This window comes from Kitasatospora sp. NPDC090091 (assembly GCF_044747365.1).
Lineage (GTDB): Bacteria > Actinomycetota > Actinomycetes > Streptomycetales > Streptomycetaceae > Kitasatospora.
In genome coordinates this window covers 48,821-63,871 of record NZ_JBIVDY010000005.1, presented here as the reverse complement: position 1 = coordinate 63,871, position 15,051 = coordinate 48,821, and the positions used below count along the sequence as shown (strand labels likewise).

12 protein-coding genes and 1 riboswitch are annotated in these 15,051 nt (G+C 72.3%); of the genes, 9 read left to right on the top strand and 3 right to left on the bottom strand.

Annotated features, from left to right (window positions below; all coding sequences use genetic code 11):
* Positions 1-14: 14 nt before the first annotated feature.
* The 3 genes from glyA to gcvT all read right to left on the bottom strand — a co-directional run bounded on the left by glyA (position 15) and on the right by gcvT (position 2,950).
* Positions 15-1,283 carry a serine hydroxymethyltransferase gene (glyA, locus tag ACIPSC_RS10215; protein ID WP_400824610.1) on the bottom strand — a complete coding sequence of 423 codons (1,269 nt, stop codon included), beginning with the start codon at positions 1,281-1,283 and terminating at the stop codon, positions 15-17.
* Positions 1,284-1,369: 86 nt separating this feature from the next.
* Positions 1,370-1,750, bottom strand: a complete 381-nt coding sequence (gene gcvH / locus ACIPSC_RS10210) for a glycine cleavage system protein GcvH (RefSeq protein WP_400824609.1) — start codon at positions 1,748-1,750, stop codon at positions 1,370-1,372.
* 78 nt (positions 1,751-1,828) lie between these two features.
* Positions 1,829-2,950: a glycine cleavage system aminomethyltransferase GcvT gene (gene gcvT / locus ACIPSC_RS10205; RefSeq protein ID WP_400824608.1), complete on the bottom strand. Its 1,122-nt coding sequence runs from the start codon at positions 2,948-2,950 to the stop codon at positions 1,829-1,831.
* Positions 2,951-3,184: 234 nt separating this feature from the next.
* Positions 3,185-3,293: riboswitch (glycine riboswitch) on the bottom strand.
* A gap of 149 nt (positions 3,294-3,442) precedes the next feature.
* On the opposite strand from gcvT, the gene ACIPSC_RS10200 reads away from it, so the two are divergent.
* The 9 genes from ACIPSC_RS10200 to ACIPSC_RS10160 all read left to right on the top strand — a co-directional run bounded on the left by ACIPSC_RS10200 (position 3,443) and on the right by ACIPSC_RS10160 (position 15,044).
* On the top strand, positions 3,443-4,237 hold the full coding sequence (locus ACIPSC_RS10200) for an enhanced serine sensitivity protein SseB (protein WP_400824607.1): 795 nt from the start codon (positions 3,443-3,445) through the stop codon (positions 4,235-4,237).
* Between the two features lie 164 nt (positions 4,238-4,401).
* Positions 4,402-5,340: an enhanced serine sensitivity protein SseB C-terminal domain-containing protein gene (locus ACIPSC_RS10195; RefSeq protein WP_313765605.1), complete on the top strand. Its 939-nt coding sequence runs from the start codon at positions 4,402-4,404 to the stop codon at positions 5,338-5,340.
* A gap of 475 nt (positions 5,341-5,815) precedes the next feature.
* On the top strand, positions 5,816-6,805 hold the full coding sequence (locus ACIPSC_RS10190; protein ID WP_400824964.1) for an ABC transporter permease: 990 nt from the start codon (positions 5,816-5,818) through the stop codon (positions 6,803-6,805).
* Positions 6,806-6,861: 56 nt separating this feature from the next.
* Complete coding sequence (locus ACIPSC_RS10185; RefSeq protein ID WP_400824606.1) at positions 6,862-8,634, top strand: ABC transporter substrate-binding protein; 1,773 nt, start codon at positions 6,862-6,864, stop codon at positions 8,632-8,634.
* 99 nt (positions 8,635-8,733) lie between these two features.
* Entirely contained in the window at positions 8,734-9,744 is a 1,011-nt protein-coding gene (locus ACIPSC_RS10180) for an ABC transporter permease (protein ID WP_400824605.1), read from the top strand.
* Positions 9,741-10,832, top strand: a complete 1,092-nt coding sequence (locus ACIPSC_RS10175; protein WP_400824604.1) for an ABC transporter ATP-binding protein — start codon at positions 9,741-9,743, stop codon at positions 10,830-10,832. The genes ACIPSC_RS10180 and ACIPSC_RS10175 overlap by 4 nt, the downstream gene beginning before the upstream one ends.
* A 46-nt stretch (positions 10,833-10,878) precedes the next feature.
* Positions 10,879-11,925: an ABC transporter ATP-binding protein gene (locus ACIPSC_RS10170; RefSeq protein ID WP_400824603.1), complete on the top strand. Its 1,047-nt coding sequence runs from the start codon at positions 10,879-10,881 to the stop codon at positions 11,923-11,925.
* A 286-nt stretch (positions 11,926-12,211) separates the two neighbouring features.
* On the top strand, positions 12,212-13,429 hold the full coding sequence (locus ACIPSC_RS10165) for a hypothetical protein (protein ID WP_400824602.1): 1,218 nt from the start codon (positions 12,212-12,214) through the stop codon (positions 13,427-13,429).
* A 7-nt stretch (positions 13,430-13,436) separates the two neighbouring features.
* The gene (locus ACIPSC_RS10160; RefSeq protein WP_400824601.1) at positions 13,437-15,044 is read left to right on the top strand and encodes a protein kinase; all 1,608 of its coding nucleotides are present in this window, start codon (positions 13,437-13,439) and stop codon (positions 15,042-15,044) included.
* The last annotated feature ends 7 nt before the right edge of the window (positions 15,045-15,051 follow it).

Here is a 15,051-nt window from a genome sequence, read left to right as displayed (position 1 = left end):
CCCGAACGGTCGGGTCAGAGGTTCGGGTACAGCGGGTACTTGTCGGCGAGGGCGGTGACCCGGGCCTTCAGCGCGGCGGCGACGGTCTCGTCGAAGGCCGGCTTCAGGGCCTCGGCGATGATGTCGGCGACCTCGCGGAAGTCCTCGGCCTGGAAGCCGCGGGTGGCCAGCGCCGGGGTGCCGATCCGCAGGCCGGAGGTGACCATCGGCGGGCGCGGGTCGTTCGGGATGGCGTTGCGGTTGACCGTGATGCCGACCTCGTGCAGGCGGTCCTCGGCCTGCTGGCCGTCGAGCTGGCTGTTGCGCAGGTCGACCAGGACCAGGTGCACGTCGGTGCCGCCGGAGAGCACGGAGGCGCCGGCCTCGGCGACGTCCGCCCGGAGCAGGCGCTCGGCGAGGATGCGGGCGCCGTCCAGGGTGCGCTGCTGGCGCTCCTTGAACTCCTCCGAGGCGGCGACCTTGAAGGCGACCGCCTTGCCGGCGATCACGTGCTCCAGCGGACCGCCCTGCTGGCCGGGGAAGACCGCGGAGTTGATCTTCTTGGCCCACTCGGCCTTGGAGAGGATGACGCCGCCGCGCGGGCCGCCCAGGGTCTTGTGGGTGGTCGTGGTGACCACGTCCGCGAACGGCACCGGGTTGGGGTGCAGGCCCGCGGCGACCAGGCCGGCGAAGTGCGCCATGTCGACCATCAGCAGGGCGCCGACCTCGTCCGCGATGCGGCGGAACTCGGCGAAGTCCAGCTGGCGCGGGTAGGCGGACCAGCCGGCGATGATCAGCTTCGGCTGGTGCTCCTTGGCGAGGCGCTCGACCTCGGCCATGTCGACCTGGCCGGACTTCTCGTCCACGTGGTACGCGGCCACGTTGTAGAGCTTGCCGGAGAAGTTGATCTTCATGCCGTGGGTCAGGTGGCCGCCGTGGGCCAGGCTCAGGCCCAGGATGGTGTCGCCCGGCTGGATCAGCGCGAACATGGCGGCGGCGTTGGCCTGCGCGCCGGAGTGCGGCTGGACGTTGGCGTGCTCGGCGCCGAACAGGGCCTTGATCCGGTCGATCGCGATCTGCTCGACGACGTCGACGTGCTCGCAGCCGCCGTAGTAGCGGCGGCCGGGGTAGCCCTCGGCGTACTTGTTGGTCAGCACCGAGCCCTGGGCCTCCATGACCGCCACCGGGGCGAAGTTCTCGGAGGCGATCATTTCCAGGGTGGTCTGCTGGCGGTGCAGCTCGGCGTCGACCGCGGCGGCGATCTCCGGGTCGAGAGCGTGCAGGGACTGGTTGAGAACCGTCATGGTGTGGTCTTCCCGGGAGGAGGGAGTACGGGAGGGCGGGTCCGGCGCCGGGGCGGCCGCGGTGCGGCGGCCGCCCCGGCGGGGGCTCAGGCCTGCGGGTTGGTCAGCGCGTCGTACTCGGCGGCGCTCAGCAGCTCGTCGGTGGCCTCGACGCGGACCTTGAACAGCCAGCCGCCCTCGAACGGGGCGCTGTTGACCAGCGAGTTGTCGTCCAGGACGTCCTGGTTGACCTCGGTGACCTCACCGGTGACCGGGGAGTACAGGTCGCTGACCGACTTGGTCGACTCCAACTCGCCACAGGTCTCACCGGCGGTCACGGTCTCGCCGACCTCGGGCAGCTGCACGTAGACGATGTCACCGAGCGCGTCGGCCGCGTGCTTGGTGATGCCGACCGTGGAGACACCGTCCTCGGCGGCGGTCAGCCACTCGTGCTCCTTGGTGTACTGCAGGTGCTGGGGGTTGCTCATGGCGTCATTCTCCAGGATGGGAAGCGGGTACGACGAAGCGGCCCGTCGGGCGGACACGCCTCGGGAAGGGGGAAGGGGTCAGCGAGCGCGCTTGTAGAAGGGCAGCGCCACGACCTGGACCGGCTCGTGCTTGCCGCGCACGTCCACCGCGACGGTGGAGCCGGGGGCGGCGTGCGCCGCGTCCACGTACGCGATCGCGATCGGCTTGCCCAGCGTGGGGGAGGGGGCGCCGGAGGTGATCCGGCCGATCGGCTCGCCCTCGGTGGAGACCACGGTGTACTCGGCGCGCGGGACCCGCTTGCCCTCGGAGACCAGGCCGACCAGGACCCGCGGCGGGTTGGCCTCGGCCTCGGCGGCGGCCTTCTCCAGCGCCTTCCGGCCGACGAACGCGCCCTCGTTGGTGGTCTTGTCGAAGCGGACCACCCGGCCGAGGCCGGCGTCGAACGGGGTCAGCTCGGTGGAGAGCTCGTGCCCGTACAGCGGCATGCCGGCCTCCAGGCGCAGCGTGTCGCGGCAGGACAGGCCGCAGGGGACGAGGCCGCGGTCGGCGCCGGCCTCGGTCAGGGCGTTCCAGATCTGCTCGGCGTCGCCCGGGTTGCAGAAGATCTCGAAGCCGTCCTCGCCGGTGTATCCGGTGCGGGCGAGCAGCACGTCGCGGCCGGCCACCTGGGCCGGGAGGATGGCGTAGTACTTGAGGCCGGGCAGGTCGGCCTCGGTGGTGGCGGCCAGGATGCCGGTGGCCTCCGGGCCCTGGACGGCGATCAGCGCGTAGGTGTCGCGGTCGTCGGTGACGACGGCGTCGTAGCCCTTGGCGCGGGCGATCAGCTCGTCCAGCACCAGCTGGGCGTTGGAGGCGTTGGCGACGACCAGGAAGGCGTCCTCGCGCAGGCGGTAGACGATCAGGTCGTCCAGGATGCCGCCGTCCTCGGCGCAGATCATGGTGTAGCGGGCGCGGAGCACGCCGAGCGCGGAGACGAAGCCGACCAGCGCGTGGTCCAGCATCTCGCCGGCCTGCGGGCCGGTGACGGTGATCTCGCCCATGTGGGAGAGGTCGAACAGACCGGCCTTGGTGCGGACGGCGAGGTGCTCCTCGCGCTCGCTGCCGTAGCGCAGCGGCATGTCCCAGCCGGCGAAGTCGGTCATGGTGGCGCCGAGACGGCGGTGCAGCGCGTCGAGCGCGGTGAGGCGGAGGGACGACATGGCCTGGAACTCCTCGGTCTGGGCACTCAGGGGTGCGCACGCCGGACCGGACCCGCTCGGGGAGGGACCTGACCTGCGCGCGGGCATGCGGCGGCTGGGTCTCCCCATCTGTCGTCGAACCTGAGAGCTTCACCGCAACACGGGCCCGCAGCTGTTTCCAGCTAACAGGACAGCATGGCGGCTTGCACCGTGGGTGGGCGCGCGACATGGCCGTGCGCCGCTTTCCAGATCTGCCTAACCCGTGCGGTAGGGGGGCCTGAGAGATTCCGGGGAGGACTTGCTCCTTCGGCGCCGGCTGTGCCGCCCCTCGGGGCGGCACTCCGGACTCTCCCGCGCGGGTTCGAGCGGCCGGTATGGAGTTTGGGATCGGCCGCCGCGGGAACGCGTGGCCGCGCACATCATGGCACGTCCGGCGCCCGGGCGGGAGAGGGGCCCCGGTCGGCCCGCTAGGCTGCACGCGTCGACGAGCCAGTGAGGCGGTACTAGGGGCACATGGGGTACCCGGTGGAGCAGCAGCAGGGGTGGGGCGGCCCGGATTCGGCGCCGCCGGGCGGGGGATGGCCCGCCAACGAGCTGGAGCAGGTGCTCACCGCCGCGCTCGGCGATCCGGGCGCGACCCCGCGGGTGATCGAGGTGCTGGCCCGCAGCCAGGTGTGGGTCCCGCTGCCGGCCGGGGCCGACCCGCAGGGCCAGGCGCTGGACCTGCCGACCATCGAGCTGGCCGGCGACCCGTACGTACCGGTCTTCTCCTCGCAGGAGGTGTTCCTGCAGCAGGCCCCGGGGATGGCCTTCGCGATCGCGCCGGTCTGGGAGTTCGCCCGCGGACTGCCGCTGGGCGTGGGCATCGCGGTGAACCCGGAGGCGGCGGTCGGCATCCCGGTGCCGCCGGAGGGCGTGGCCGAGCTGCGGCGCGGGCCGCGTGAGGACCGGTGGGACGACCCTGCCGCGCCGACCGGCGGGCGGGTGGCGCTGCGCGAGCCGGTGCCCGGCGAGGACCCGGAGGCCTTCCTGGCCGCCTGCCGCGCCGAGCTCTCGGCGCTGCCGGGCGTGCTGACCGCCCGGCGGGCGCTGGCCAGTGTCGAGGGCGAGCCGACCGTGATGTTCGTCGGCGTCCAGCTGGACCCGGTGGCCCCGGCCGACCCGGCCGTGGTGAACGGCGCGCTGGGCCGGGCGCTGGGAACCGCGCCGCTGCCCGGTGGCGTCCACCTCGTGCTGCTCGACCTTGCGGAGGACCCCGTGGTCGAGTGGTTGCTCAACCGGGTCCAGCCGTTCTACACACGGATGTGACGCACCCCTCCCCGCCCGCGGTCGGGCGGCCCGCGCAAGGGTCGGAGGGGTCAGGCAGGCACGTCGGCATGGCGGTGGTGGGTGGCGCCCCATAGGGTGCGTGCAGACACTCCGCCGGGGCCGGCGGCCAGGCGAGGGAAGAAGAGGCGCAGCGAGGTGGGCGCATGAGTGCGGGAGCGGTAGCGGGCGGTGCACCGGGGCCCTGGGGCCAGGCACCCGCCGGGCGCCCCGGCGCGGATCCGAGGGCCCTGGAGCACGCCCTGCGCGAGGTCGCGCCGGAACGCTGGGAGGCGTACGAGGCGCTGCTGCAGGCGCTGGCCGACGGCCAGGTCTGGATGCTGCTCTGGCACGGGACGCCGGGGAGCCCGGACGCCCAGTACGGGAACATGGAGATCAGCGGCCACGGCTACGCGCCGGCGGTCACCTCGCCCGAGCAGCTCGCGGCCTCCGGCTGGACGCGGGCGCACGAGGTGATCTCCGGGCGCGAGATCGCCGCCTCGCTCTACCGGACCCGCTGGGGCCTCTGGCTGAATCCGCACGCCCCCGGCGGCGGCGTCGGGGTGCCCTGGGCGGACCTGCGGCGGATCGCGGCCGGACTGGACCGGCTGCCGGCCGGGCCGCTGAAGCTGAGTGAGCCGCAGGTGCCGGCGCAGCAGTTCTTCGCGCTGCTGGAGCGCCAGGCGGTCGAGGTGCGGGCGGTCCGCTCGCTCCGCCGCGCCTGGGTGCAGCCCTCGGTGGGGGAGCCGTACCTGGCCATCGGTCTGGACCTGTACGAGAGTTCGCCGCCGACCGTGGAAGCCGTCCGGGCGCTGATGCAGCGGGCGATCGCGGTCGCGCCGGAGGGGCTGGCCGTCTCCACGGTGGCGATGGGGGACGAGTACGACCCGGTGGCGCTCTGGATGCGCGCCAACGCGCGGCCGTTCTACGACCGCGAGGCGGGCGGCCAGGGCCGGCCGGCGACCGGGCCGTACCCGCCGGTGCCCCCGCCGCCGTACCCGTCGCAGGCGGGGCCGGGCTACGCCTACGGGACGCAGCCGCCGGCGCAGGGCTGGCAGGGGCAGCCGCCGCCGCAGCAGCCGTGGCCCGGCTATCCCGGGCGCTGATCCGCAAGAACCGCCGACCAGGGCCGGTCTGACGTGATGTCGGACCGGCCCTCGCGCATATCCGGACGATTTCCGGGAAAGTCCTGGCAGGCATATTGACATGCCTGGTACAGCTGTGTGAAGAGGGATATGCCGGTGATTCGGGAGGTGCATGTCGACAGATCACAGTTGGGCATCTGTCGGTTGGCAGGGCTGGCGCAAGCCAGTTCGGATGGCAGAGAGTTCTGCAACAACGCACCGCGCGTGGTTGGCGCCTCACAAAGGCGAACGCGCAGGCGGACAGCTTGATCCACGCGATGCCCATCCCGCGTGGCGGCAGTACCCGCGCACGCAGCACCGCACGACGTACCGCCGGGATCCACCGCACCCGTACCTCCGCATGTCCGTACCTCCGCACGTCCGCACCAGCCGTACCGCCGATCCGGCGACCGGCACCCGTGGGCCGGCCACCGTCGGCGAGGGGACCGAACTGACCATGACCGCACTCACCAAGACCGCCGGGAACGAGCCGGAGGCAGACGCCGCCGCCAGCCCGGCCAAGAAGATCGAGGGCCGCTCGCTCGGCCAGATCGCCTGGACCCGCTTCAAGCGGGACAAGGCCGCCGTCGCCGGCGGCGTCGTGGTGATCCTGCTGATCCTGCTCGCCGTGCTGGCCAAGCCGATCGAGTCGGTCTTCGGCCTGGACCCCGACGCGCTCAACCAGGACCTGCTGGACGCCAACCTCGGCGGCCTGCCGATGGGCGACTGGGGCGGCATGAGCGCCGACCACCCGCTGGGCGTCGACCCGCTGCAGGGCCGTGACCTGCTCTCCCGCATCATCGAGGGCTCCTGGGTCTCCCTGCTGGTCGCCTTCGGCGCGACCCTGCTCTCCAACACCATCGGCACCGTGCTCGGCGTGATGGCCGGCTACTACGGCGGCTGGGTGGACACCCTGATCAGCCGGGTGATGGACGTGTTCCTCGCCTTCCCGCTGCTGCTCTTCGCCATCGCGATCTCCGCCTCGCTCCAGGGCGGCGCGTTCGGCCTGCACGGCCTCCCGCTGCACATCATGGTGCTGATCTTCGTGATCGGCTTCTTCAACTGGCCCTACATGGGCCGGATCGTGCGCGGCCAGACCCTCTCGCTGCGCGAGCGCGAGTTCGTCTATGCCGCCCGCAGCCTGGGCGCCCGCGGGCCGTTCATCCTGTTCAAGGAGCTGCTGCCGAACCTGGTCGGTCCGATCCTGGTCTACTCGACCCTGCTGATCCCGACCAACATCCTCTTCGAGGCGGGGCTCAGCTTCCTCGGCGTCGGCATCCAGGCCCCGCAGGCCTCCTGGGGCGGGATGCTCAACGACGCGATCAAGTACTACCAGGTGGACCCCCAGTACATGGTGGTCCCCGGTCTGGCGATCTTCCTCACCGTGCTCGCCTTCAACCTGCTCGGCGACGGGCTGCGTGACGCCCTCGATCCCAAGAGCAACTGACTCAACGTCAGGACCCTTCGTTTCGCCTCCACTTCCTCAAGGGGTTGATCTCACCCATGCGTAGGTCCCGTACCGTCGCGCTGACCGCCGCGGCCGCTGCTGCGGTCCTGGTCGTCACCGGCTGCTCCTCCAGCTCGAAGAGCGGCGACAGCTCCTCCTCCGCGTCCGGCAGCAGCGCCGGCGCCGGTGCCGATGCGGCCACCAAGGGCATCGTCAACGCCTCCGACAAGAAGGGCGGCACCGTCACCTTCGAGATGCGCGGTACGCCGGACTCCCTCGACCCCGGCAACACGTACTACGCGTACATCTACAACTTCTCCCGCCTGTACGCCCGTCCGCTGACCACCTTCCAGCCGGCCGCCGGCGAGGAGGGCAACAAGCTGGTCCCGGACCTCGCCGAGTCCCTGGGCAAGCCCAGCGCGGACGGCCTGTCCTGGACGTACAAGCTGCGCGCGGGCCTGAAGTACGACGACGGCACGCCGATCACCTCCAAGGACGTCAAGTACGCCGTGGAGCGCTCCAACTTCGCGCCGGACGTGAACTCCAACGGCCCGACGTACTTCAAGGAGCTGCTGGTCGACAACGAGACCCCGTACGAGGGTCCGTACAAGGACAAGACCGGCGACCTGAAGTCGATCGAGACGCCGGACGACCAGACCATCGTCTTCCACCTGAAGCACGCGTTCGCGGACTTCGACTACCTGGTGAGCGCCCCGCAGACCGCTCCGGTCCCGCAGGCCAAGGACACCGGCGCCGACTACGTCAAGCACGTGGTCTCCTCGGGCACCTACAAGTTCGAGAGCTACGAGGACGGCAAGCAGGCCGTCCTGGTGCCGAACACCAACTGGGACAAGAGCACCGACCCGATCCGCAAGCAGCTCGCGGACAAGCTCGTGCTCAAGATGAACATCGACCAGGCCACCGTCGACAAGGACCTGCTGGCGGGCAACGCCCAGGTCGACCTCGTCGGTGCCGGTGTCGACCCGCAGACCCAGGCGCAGATCCTGCGCGACCCGAAGCTCAAGGCCAAGACCGACAACGCCTACGGCGGCCGCCTGGTCTACACCGCGATCAACACCAAGGTCGCGCCGTTCGACAACCTCGACTGCCGCAAGGCCGTCCAGTTCGCGATCGACAAGGTGTCGGTGCAGACCGCGCTCGGCGGCCCGATCCGCGGCTCGGTCGCCACCACGGTGCTCCCGCCGGACATCCCGGGCCACCAGGACTTCAACCTCTACGAGACCAAGGACAACAAGGGCGACGAGGCCAAGGCCAAGGAGGCCCTCAAGGCCTGTGGCAAGCCCGACGGCTTCAACACCGTCCTGACCGCCCGCACCGAGCGCGCCACCGAGGTCGCCGCCGCGACCTCCATCCAGGCCGCGCTGAAGAAGGTCGGCATCAACGCCGAGATCCAGCAGTTCCCGCAGGGCAAGTACCTCACCGACAGCGCCGGTGCCCCGCAGTTCACCCAGGACCACAACATCGGTCTGATGATGATGCAGTGGGGTGCCGACTGGCCGACCGGCTACGGCTTCCTGCAGCAGATCGTCGACGGCCGCGCGATCAAGGCCTCCGGCAACAGCAACCTGGCCCAGCTGAACGACCCCGAGGTCAACAAGCTGCTCGACGAGGCCGCGGTCAACCCGGACCGCGCGGCCCGCGAGAAGATCTACGCCCAGATCGACAAGAAGGTCATGGAGCAGGCCGTCTACGTCCCGCTGACCGACTTCAAGGTCTTCCTGTACCGCCCGGACAGCGCCACCAACCTCGCTTCGACGCCGGCCTTCTCCGGTGAGTACGACTACCTGAACATCGGCACCACCAAGTAAGAGCCTGGCTCCGCAATCCCTGAAGGCAGGTGAAGGCAGCGGCGCCCGCCGCCGTCCGGAGGATCCCGGACGGCGGCGGGCCGCCGGAGCCGCCCAACTGTGTTTGCCTACATCATCCGCAGGATCCTCGCGGCCGCGGTGCTGCTGCTGGTGGTCAGCGCGGTCACCTTCGCGATCTTCTTCCTGCTCCCGCGCCTGGCCGGTGAGACGACCGACCAGCTGGCCGCGCAGTACATCGGGAAGAACCCCTCGCCCGACGCGATCGCGGCGGTCAAGAAGAACCTCGGGTTCGACCAGCCGCTGTACGCCCAGTACTGGCACTTCCTGAAGTCCCTGGTCAGCGGCGCCGAGTACAAGTTCGGCCCGGAACCGGCCACCTGCCACGTGCCGTGCTTCGGCTACTCGTTCAAGAACCACCTGGAGGTGTGGCCGGAGCTGACCAAGCGCGTCCCGGTCACCATCTCGCTCGCCATCGGCGCGGCGGTGCTCTGGCTGCTCTCGGGTGTCACCACCGGTGTCATCTCGGCGCTCAAGCCGAAGTCGATCTTCGACCGGCTCTCCATGGGCGTCGCGCTGGCCGGTGTCTCGCTGCCGGTCTTCTTCACCGGCGCGCTGCTGCTCACGATCTTCAGCTACGAGTGGCCGATCCTGGACAACCTGCAGTACGTCAACTTCACCGACGACCCGCTGATGTGGGCCCGCAACCTGATCCTCCCGTGGATCTCGCTGGCCTTCCTGTACTCCGCGCTCTACGCCCGGCTCACCCGGGCCGGAATGCTGGAGACGATGAGCGAGGACTACATCCGCACCGCCCGGGCCAAGGGCCTGATCGAGCGCAAGGTCGTCGTCAAGCACGGGCTGCGCTCCGCGCTCACCCCGATCGTCACCATCTTCGGCATGGACCTCGGCCTGCTGCTCGGTGGGGCGATGATCACCGAGCAGGTCTTCTCGCTCCAGGGCGTCGGCTTCTTCGCGGTCTCCGCGATCACCGACAACGACCTGCCGAAGATCCTCGGCGTCACGCTGCTCGCCGCCTTCTTCATCGTCCTCTGCAACCTCGTGGTTGACCTCCTGTACGCCGCTGTCGACCCCCGGGTGAGGCTGTCGTGACCGAGCTCCAGAAGACCCCGGCGGACGCCGCGCAGGCTCCGGCCGGCGCGGCGAAGGCCCCGACCGGGACGCCGTTCCTCTCCGTCCGGGACCTGCGGATCCACTTCGACACCGACGACGGCCTGGTCCGCTCGGTCGACGGGGTCAGCTTCGACCTGCACAAGGGCCGGACCCTCGGCATCGTCGGCGAGTCCGGCTCGGGCAAGTCCGTGACCTCGCTCGGCATCATGGGCCTGCACCGCTCCAAGCGGGCCCGGATCAGCGGCGAGATCCACCTCGACGGCGAGGAGCTGATCGCGGCCGGACCCGACCGGGTCCGCCAGCTGCGCGGCCGCTCGATGGCGATGATCTTCCAGGACCCGCTGACCGCGATGCACCCCTACTACACGGTCGGGGCGCAGATCGTCGAGGCCTACCGGGTGCACCACCCTCAGGCGAGCAAGAAGCAGGCCCGGGCCCGCGCGGTCGAGATGCTCGACCGGGTCGGCATCCCGCAGCCCGACCGCCGGGTGGACGACTACCCGCACCAGTTCTCCGGCGGCATGCGCCAGCGCGCCATGATCGCCATGGCCCTGGTCAACGACCCCTCGCTGCTGATCGCCGACGAGCCCACCACGGCCCTGGACGTCACCGTCCAGGCACAGATCCTGGACCTCATCCGCGACCTCCAGGAGGAGTTCGGCTCGGCCGTCATCATCATCACCCACGACCTCGGGGTGGTCGCCGAACTCGCCGACGACATCCTGGTCATGTACGGCGGCAAGTGCGTCGAGCGCGGCCCCGCCGACACCCTGTTCGATGCGCCCGAGCACCCCTACACCTGGGGCCTGCTGGGCTCGATGCCGCGGCTCGACCGCGAGCTCCAGGACCGGCTCGTCCCGGTCAAGGGCACCCCTCCCAGCCTGATCAACGTGCCGTCCGGCTGCGCGTTCCACCCGCGCTGCCCGTACGCGGAGCTGACCGGCGGGCGCTCGACCACCGAGGTCCCGGTCCTGGCCGAGGCCGCCCCCGGGCACCACGCGGCCTGCCACATCAAGGCCGCCGACCGGCACCGCATCTTCACCGAAGAGATCGCGCCCCGGCTGTGAACCCGGCTGTGACCCCGGATTCGTACCACCATTCTGGAGAGAACCGATGACGGACACCCAGGCGGCCGTGATCCCCACGCCCGCGCCCGCCTCCGACCGCGAGCCCCTGCTCCGGGTCAGCGGCCTGACGCGGCACTTCCCGATCCGCGGCGGGCTGCTGCGGCGCCAGACCGGCGCGGTGCGGGCCGTCGACGGCATCGACTTCACGGTCAACGCGGGCGAGACCCTGGGCGTCGTCGGCGAGTCCGGCTGCGGCAAGTCGACCATGGGCCGGCTGGTCACCCGCCTCGACGAGCCGACCGGCGGGAAGATCGAGTTCGACGGCCACGACATCAGCCACCTGGGCGTCGGCGCGATGCGGCCGCTGCGCCGCGACCTCCAGATGATCTTCCAGGACCCGTACTCCTCGCTGAACCCCCGGCACACCGTCGGCACCATCGTCGGCGCGCCGTTCAAGCTGCAGAAGGCGGCGCCGGCCGGCGGCGTCAAGAAAGCCGTCCAGGAGCTGCTGGAGCTCTGCGGCCTCAGCCCCGAGCACTACAACCGCTACCCGCACGAGTTCTCCGGCGGCCAGCGCCAGCGCATCGGCATCGCCCGGGCGCTCGCCCTGCGGCCGAAGATGATCGTCGCGGACGAGCCGGTCTCGGCGCTCGACGTCTCCATCCAGGCGCAGGTCGTCAACCTGCTGGACGACCTCCAGAAGGAGCTCGGCCTGACCTACCTGATCATCGCGCACGACCTCTCGGTGGTCCGGCACGTCTCGGACCGGGTGGCGGTGATGTACCTCGGCAAGGTCGTCGAGATCGCCGACCGGGACTCGCTCTACGCGAGCCCGATGCACCCCTACACCAACGCGCTGATGTCCGCGGTGCCGGTGCCCGACCCGCGCCGCCGGCACAGCGGCGGGCGCGAGCGGATCCTGCTCAAGGGCGACGTGCCCTCGCCGATCAACCCGCCCTCCGGCTGCCGGTTCCGCACGCGGTGCTGGAAGGCGCAGGAGATCTGCGCCACCCAGGAGCCGCCGCTGGCCGCGCGGAAGACGGGGCACCAGGTGGCGTGCCACTTCCCCGAGCTCGGCGAGGGGAACGACTAGCGCAGTCCCGAGCTCGGCGAGGGGAACGACTAGCGCAGCCCCGAGCTCGGCGAGGGGAACGACTGGCGCAGCCCCGAGCTCGGCGAGGGGAACGACAAGCGCAGCCCCGAGCTCGGCGAGGGCGGCGAGGAGAAGGCGCTCGCCTCGGAGTGAGGCCCGTCCGACGAGGACGCCACCGGCCGCCGCGGGGACCGTGCACCGACACGGACCCCGCGGCGGCCCGCCGTTGACGGCAGATCACCGAACATGCCCCGCCGGGCCGCGCCCAGGTGCTAGCTTCCGAACCATGCAGCCGGAGAAGCGCCTCGCGGTCGACGCCCTGACCGCGGACTTCATCGTCGACATGGCCAACGTCATCCGCAACCGCGGGCTGCTCGGCCCCCGTGAGGCCGACCTCGCCCGCTTCACCGCACTCCTGGAGGCCCTCGCCCACCACGCCCGGGACGACTCCGTCCAGGTCTACGCGGTCTGCGACCACGCCGTCCTGGTCGACGGCCGGCACACCGCCGCCGAGCGTGCCCAGCTGCGCGCCTGGCATGCCGAGGGCCGGATCGAGGTCCTGCCGAAGGCCGACGACCGCGTCCTCGAACTCGCCGACAGCACCGGCCGACCCGTCGTCAGCGAGGACAACTTCGCTGAGTACCACCGCACTTATCCGTGGATCCCGGGCTGCGCCGACCGCTTCCTGCGTCCGGTCGCCGTCGACGCGCCGCCCGGGATCGCTGTGCGCCGCCGGGTCGTCCCCGTCCCCGCCGAATGGCAGGTCTCCCGGAAGGAGGAGGAGGGTCTGCTGCTCGCCGCCGGGCTCTACGACCGGCGCGGGTCCGGCGGGCCCCGCCGCGATCTGCTCGGCCGGCGCTGGGGCTGCCCCGAGCCCGACTGCCCCGCCTTCGGCACCCGCCCCCGGGCCACCGGGCCGCTGCCGCTGCGCCGCAGCGGCACCGTCACCTGCCCGACCCACCTGAAGCCGCTCACCGACCTCGGCCCGGCCCCGCACCGCAGCCAGATCAAGGTCCGCATCGACGGCACCGTCCGGGCCCGGCGGCTGATCACCGAGGGCGCCGACCTGGTGGTCGGCCGGGCCCCGGCCGAGGGCCCGGGCGGCCTCGCGCTCGCCGCCTGGCTCGGGCCGCGGGCGCTGGACTGGATCAGCCGCAGCCATGTGACCATCAGTCACACCGGCTCCGGGGGGCTCGTGGTGCGGGACACCAGCGCCAACGGCACCGTGATCCGGCGCCGCGGCGGCGAGTCGGTCCGGCTGCGCGGCCAGTCCTGGACGCTCCGCCGCGACGACGTCGTCCTGCTCCACGACGAGGTCGAACTGATGCCGAGCGGGCGGGAGTTCGCCTTCGGGGAGGAAGCCGGGGAGGGTGCGGACGGGCCCGGCGGCGCGGGGGCGGCCCTGACCGGCGAGGAGTACCGGGCGACGTGGATCGTGCCGCCACCGCGGCCGCCCCGCCCCTCCGGCCCGGCGGGGCGCCGTCGGCGCGGCGGGCGGAAGTGAGGCGACGATGGCGGGAACGGACGGGCGGATGATCGCCGCCGGCGCCCTGCTGGGCGGCCGCTACCGGCTCGTCCGGCCGCTCGGCCGGGGCGGGTTCGGCACGGTCTTCCTCGGCACCGACGAGAACCTGCCGCGCTGGGTGGCCGTCAAGCTGCTCGACTCCTCGCGTCACGACCCGGCCGAACTCCCCATGCTGCGCGGCCGGTTCGACCGCGAGGCCCGGCTGATGGCCGGACTCCAGCACCCCGGCATCGTCTCCGTGCTCGACCGCGGCAGCCACCAGGACACCCCGTTCATCGTCATGGAGCACCTGGCCGGCCCCGACCTGGCGGCCGTACTCGGCGACGGCCCGCTGCCGATCGGCGACCTCCTGCGGCACGCGGCGCGGATCGCCGACGCCCTGCACTACGCGCACACCCAGCCCGACCCGGTCGTTCACCGCGACCTCAAGCCGTCCAACCTGATGCTCGACGCGCGCGGCGAGGTCAAGATCCTCGACTTCGGCATCGCCGCCGCGCCCACCTCCGACCTCACCGCCTACACCCGCATCGGCACCCGGCTCGGCACCCGGATCTTCATGTCCCCCGAGCAACTGCGCGGTGAGCCGGCCGCGGTCGGCTGCGACCTGTACGCCTTCGGGGCCGTGCTCTACAACCTGCTGGCCGGGCGGCCGCCCTTCCTGCCCACGCACGGGGACGTGGAGCTGGAACACCAGGTGCTCTCCGAGCTGCCCCGGCCGGTCACCCACTACCGGCCGGAGACGCCGGCCGGGCTGGCCGCCCTCGTTCACGCCCTGCTGGCCAAGGACGCCGCGCAGCGGCCGTCGGCCGCCGAGGCCATGGCGCGGCTGACCGCGGGCGACCCGGCCGAGCGGTTCGTCGCCGAGCAGCGGGGGACGGCGACGGTCGACGGCGCGCGGCGGCGGGTGCGGTCCGGCGGGGCGGACGACGCGGTGGGGCGGTTCGTCGCGGAGCAGCGCGGGGTGGTGACCGGCGGTGGCGGGGGTGACGTGGGGCGGTTCGTCGCCGCGCAACGGGACGTGCCGACCGGCGGCGGCGCGCGGGGGCGGGCCGCGGCCGGGGCCGGGGCGGGGCCGGCCGCGGCGGAGGCCGTGGCGGGCGCGGACGTGGCGCAGGATGCCCACCTGATGCCGGCCCGGCCCGCGGTGGCCGGTGCCGGCCCGGGACCGGGGCAGCCCGCCGCTCCGCAGGGGAGCAACGGCCGGGCCCCGCGGAACCCGGACCGCCGACCGGCGTCGCCGCCTCCCCCGCCCGCCCGGGCCGAGGTGGGCCGACGCGCCGAGGCGGACACCGTCCCGGAGCACTGGCGCGAGCTGGAGCAGGCCGAGGCGGACCTGCTCGCGGGCCGCTTCGCGCTCGCCGACCGCCGGTTCGCGGCCGTCGCCGCGCGCTGCTACGAGCAGGGCGCGCACACCCACCCGGCGATGCTGGCCGCCTCGTTCGGCCGGGTCCGGGCCCGGGAGGGGCTGGGCCGGGCCGAGGACGCGGCAGCCCGCCTCGCCCGCCTCAGCGGCCGGATCGCCGCGACCCTGGGCCGGGACCACCCGCTCACCCGCGCCGTGCTCGCGCACGGGCCGCGGCCGCCCGCGGGCTGAGCGGGGC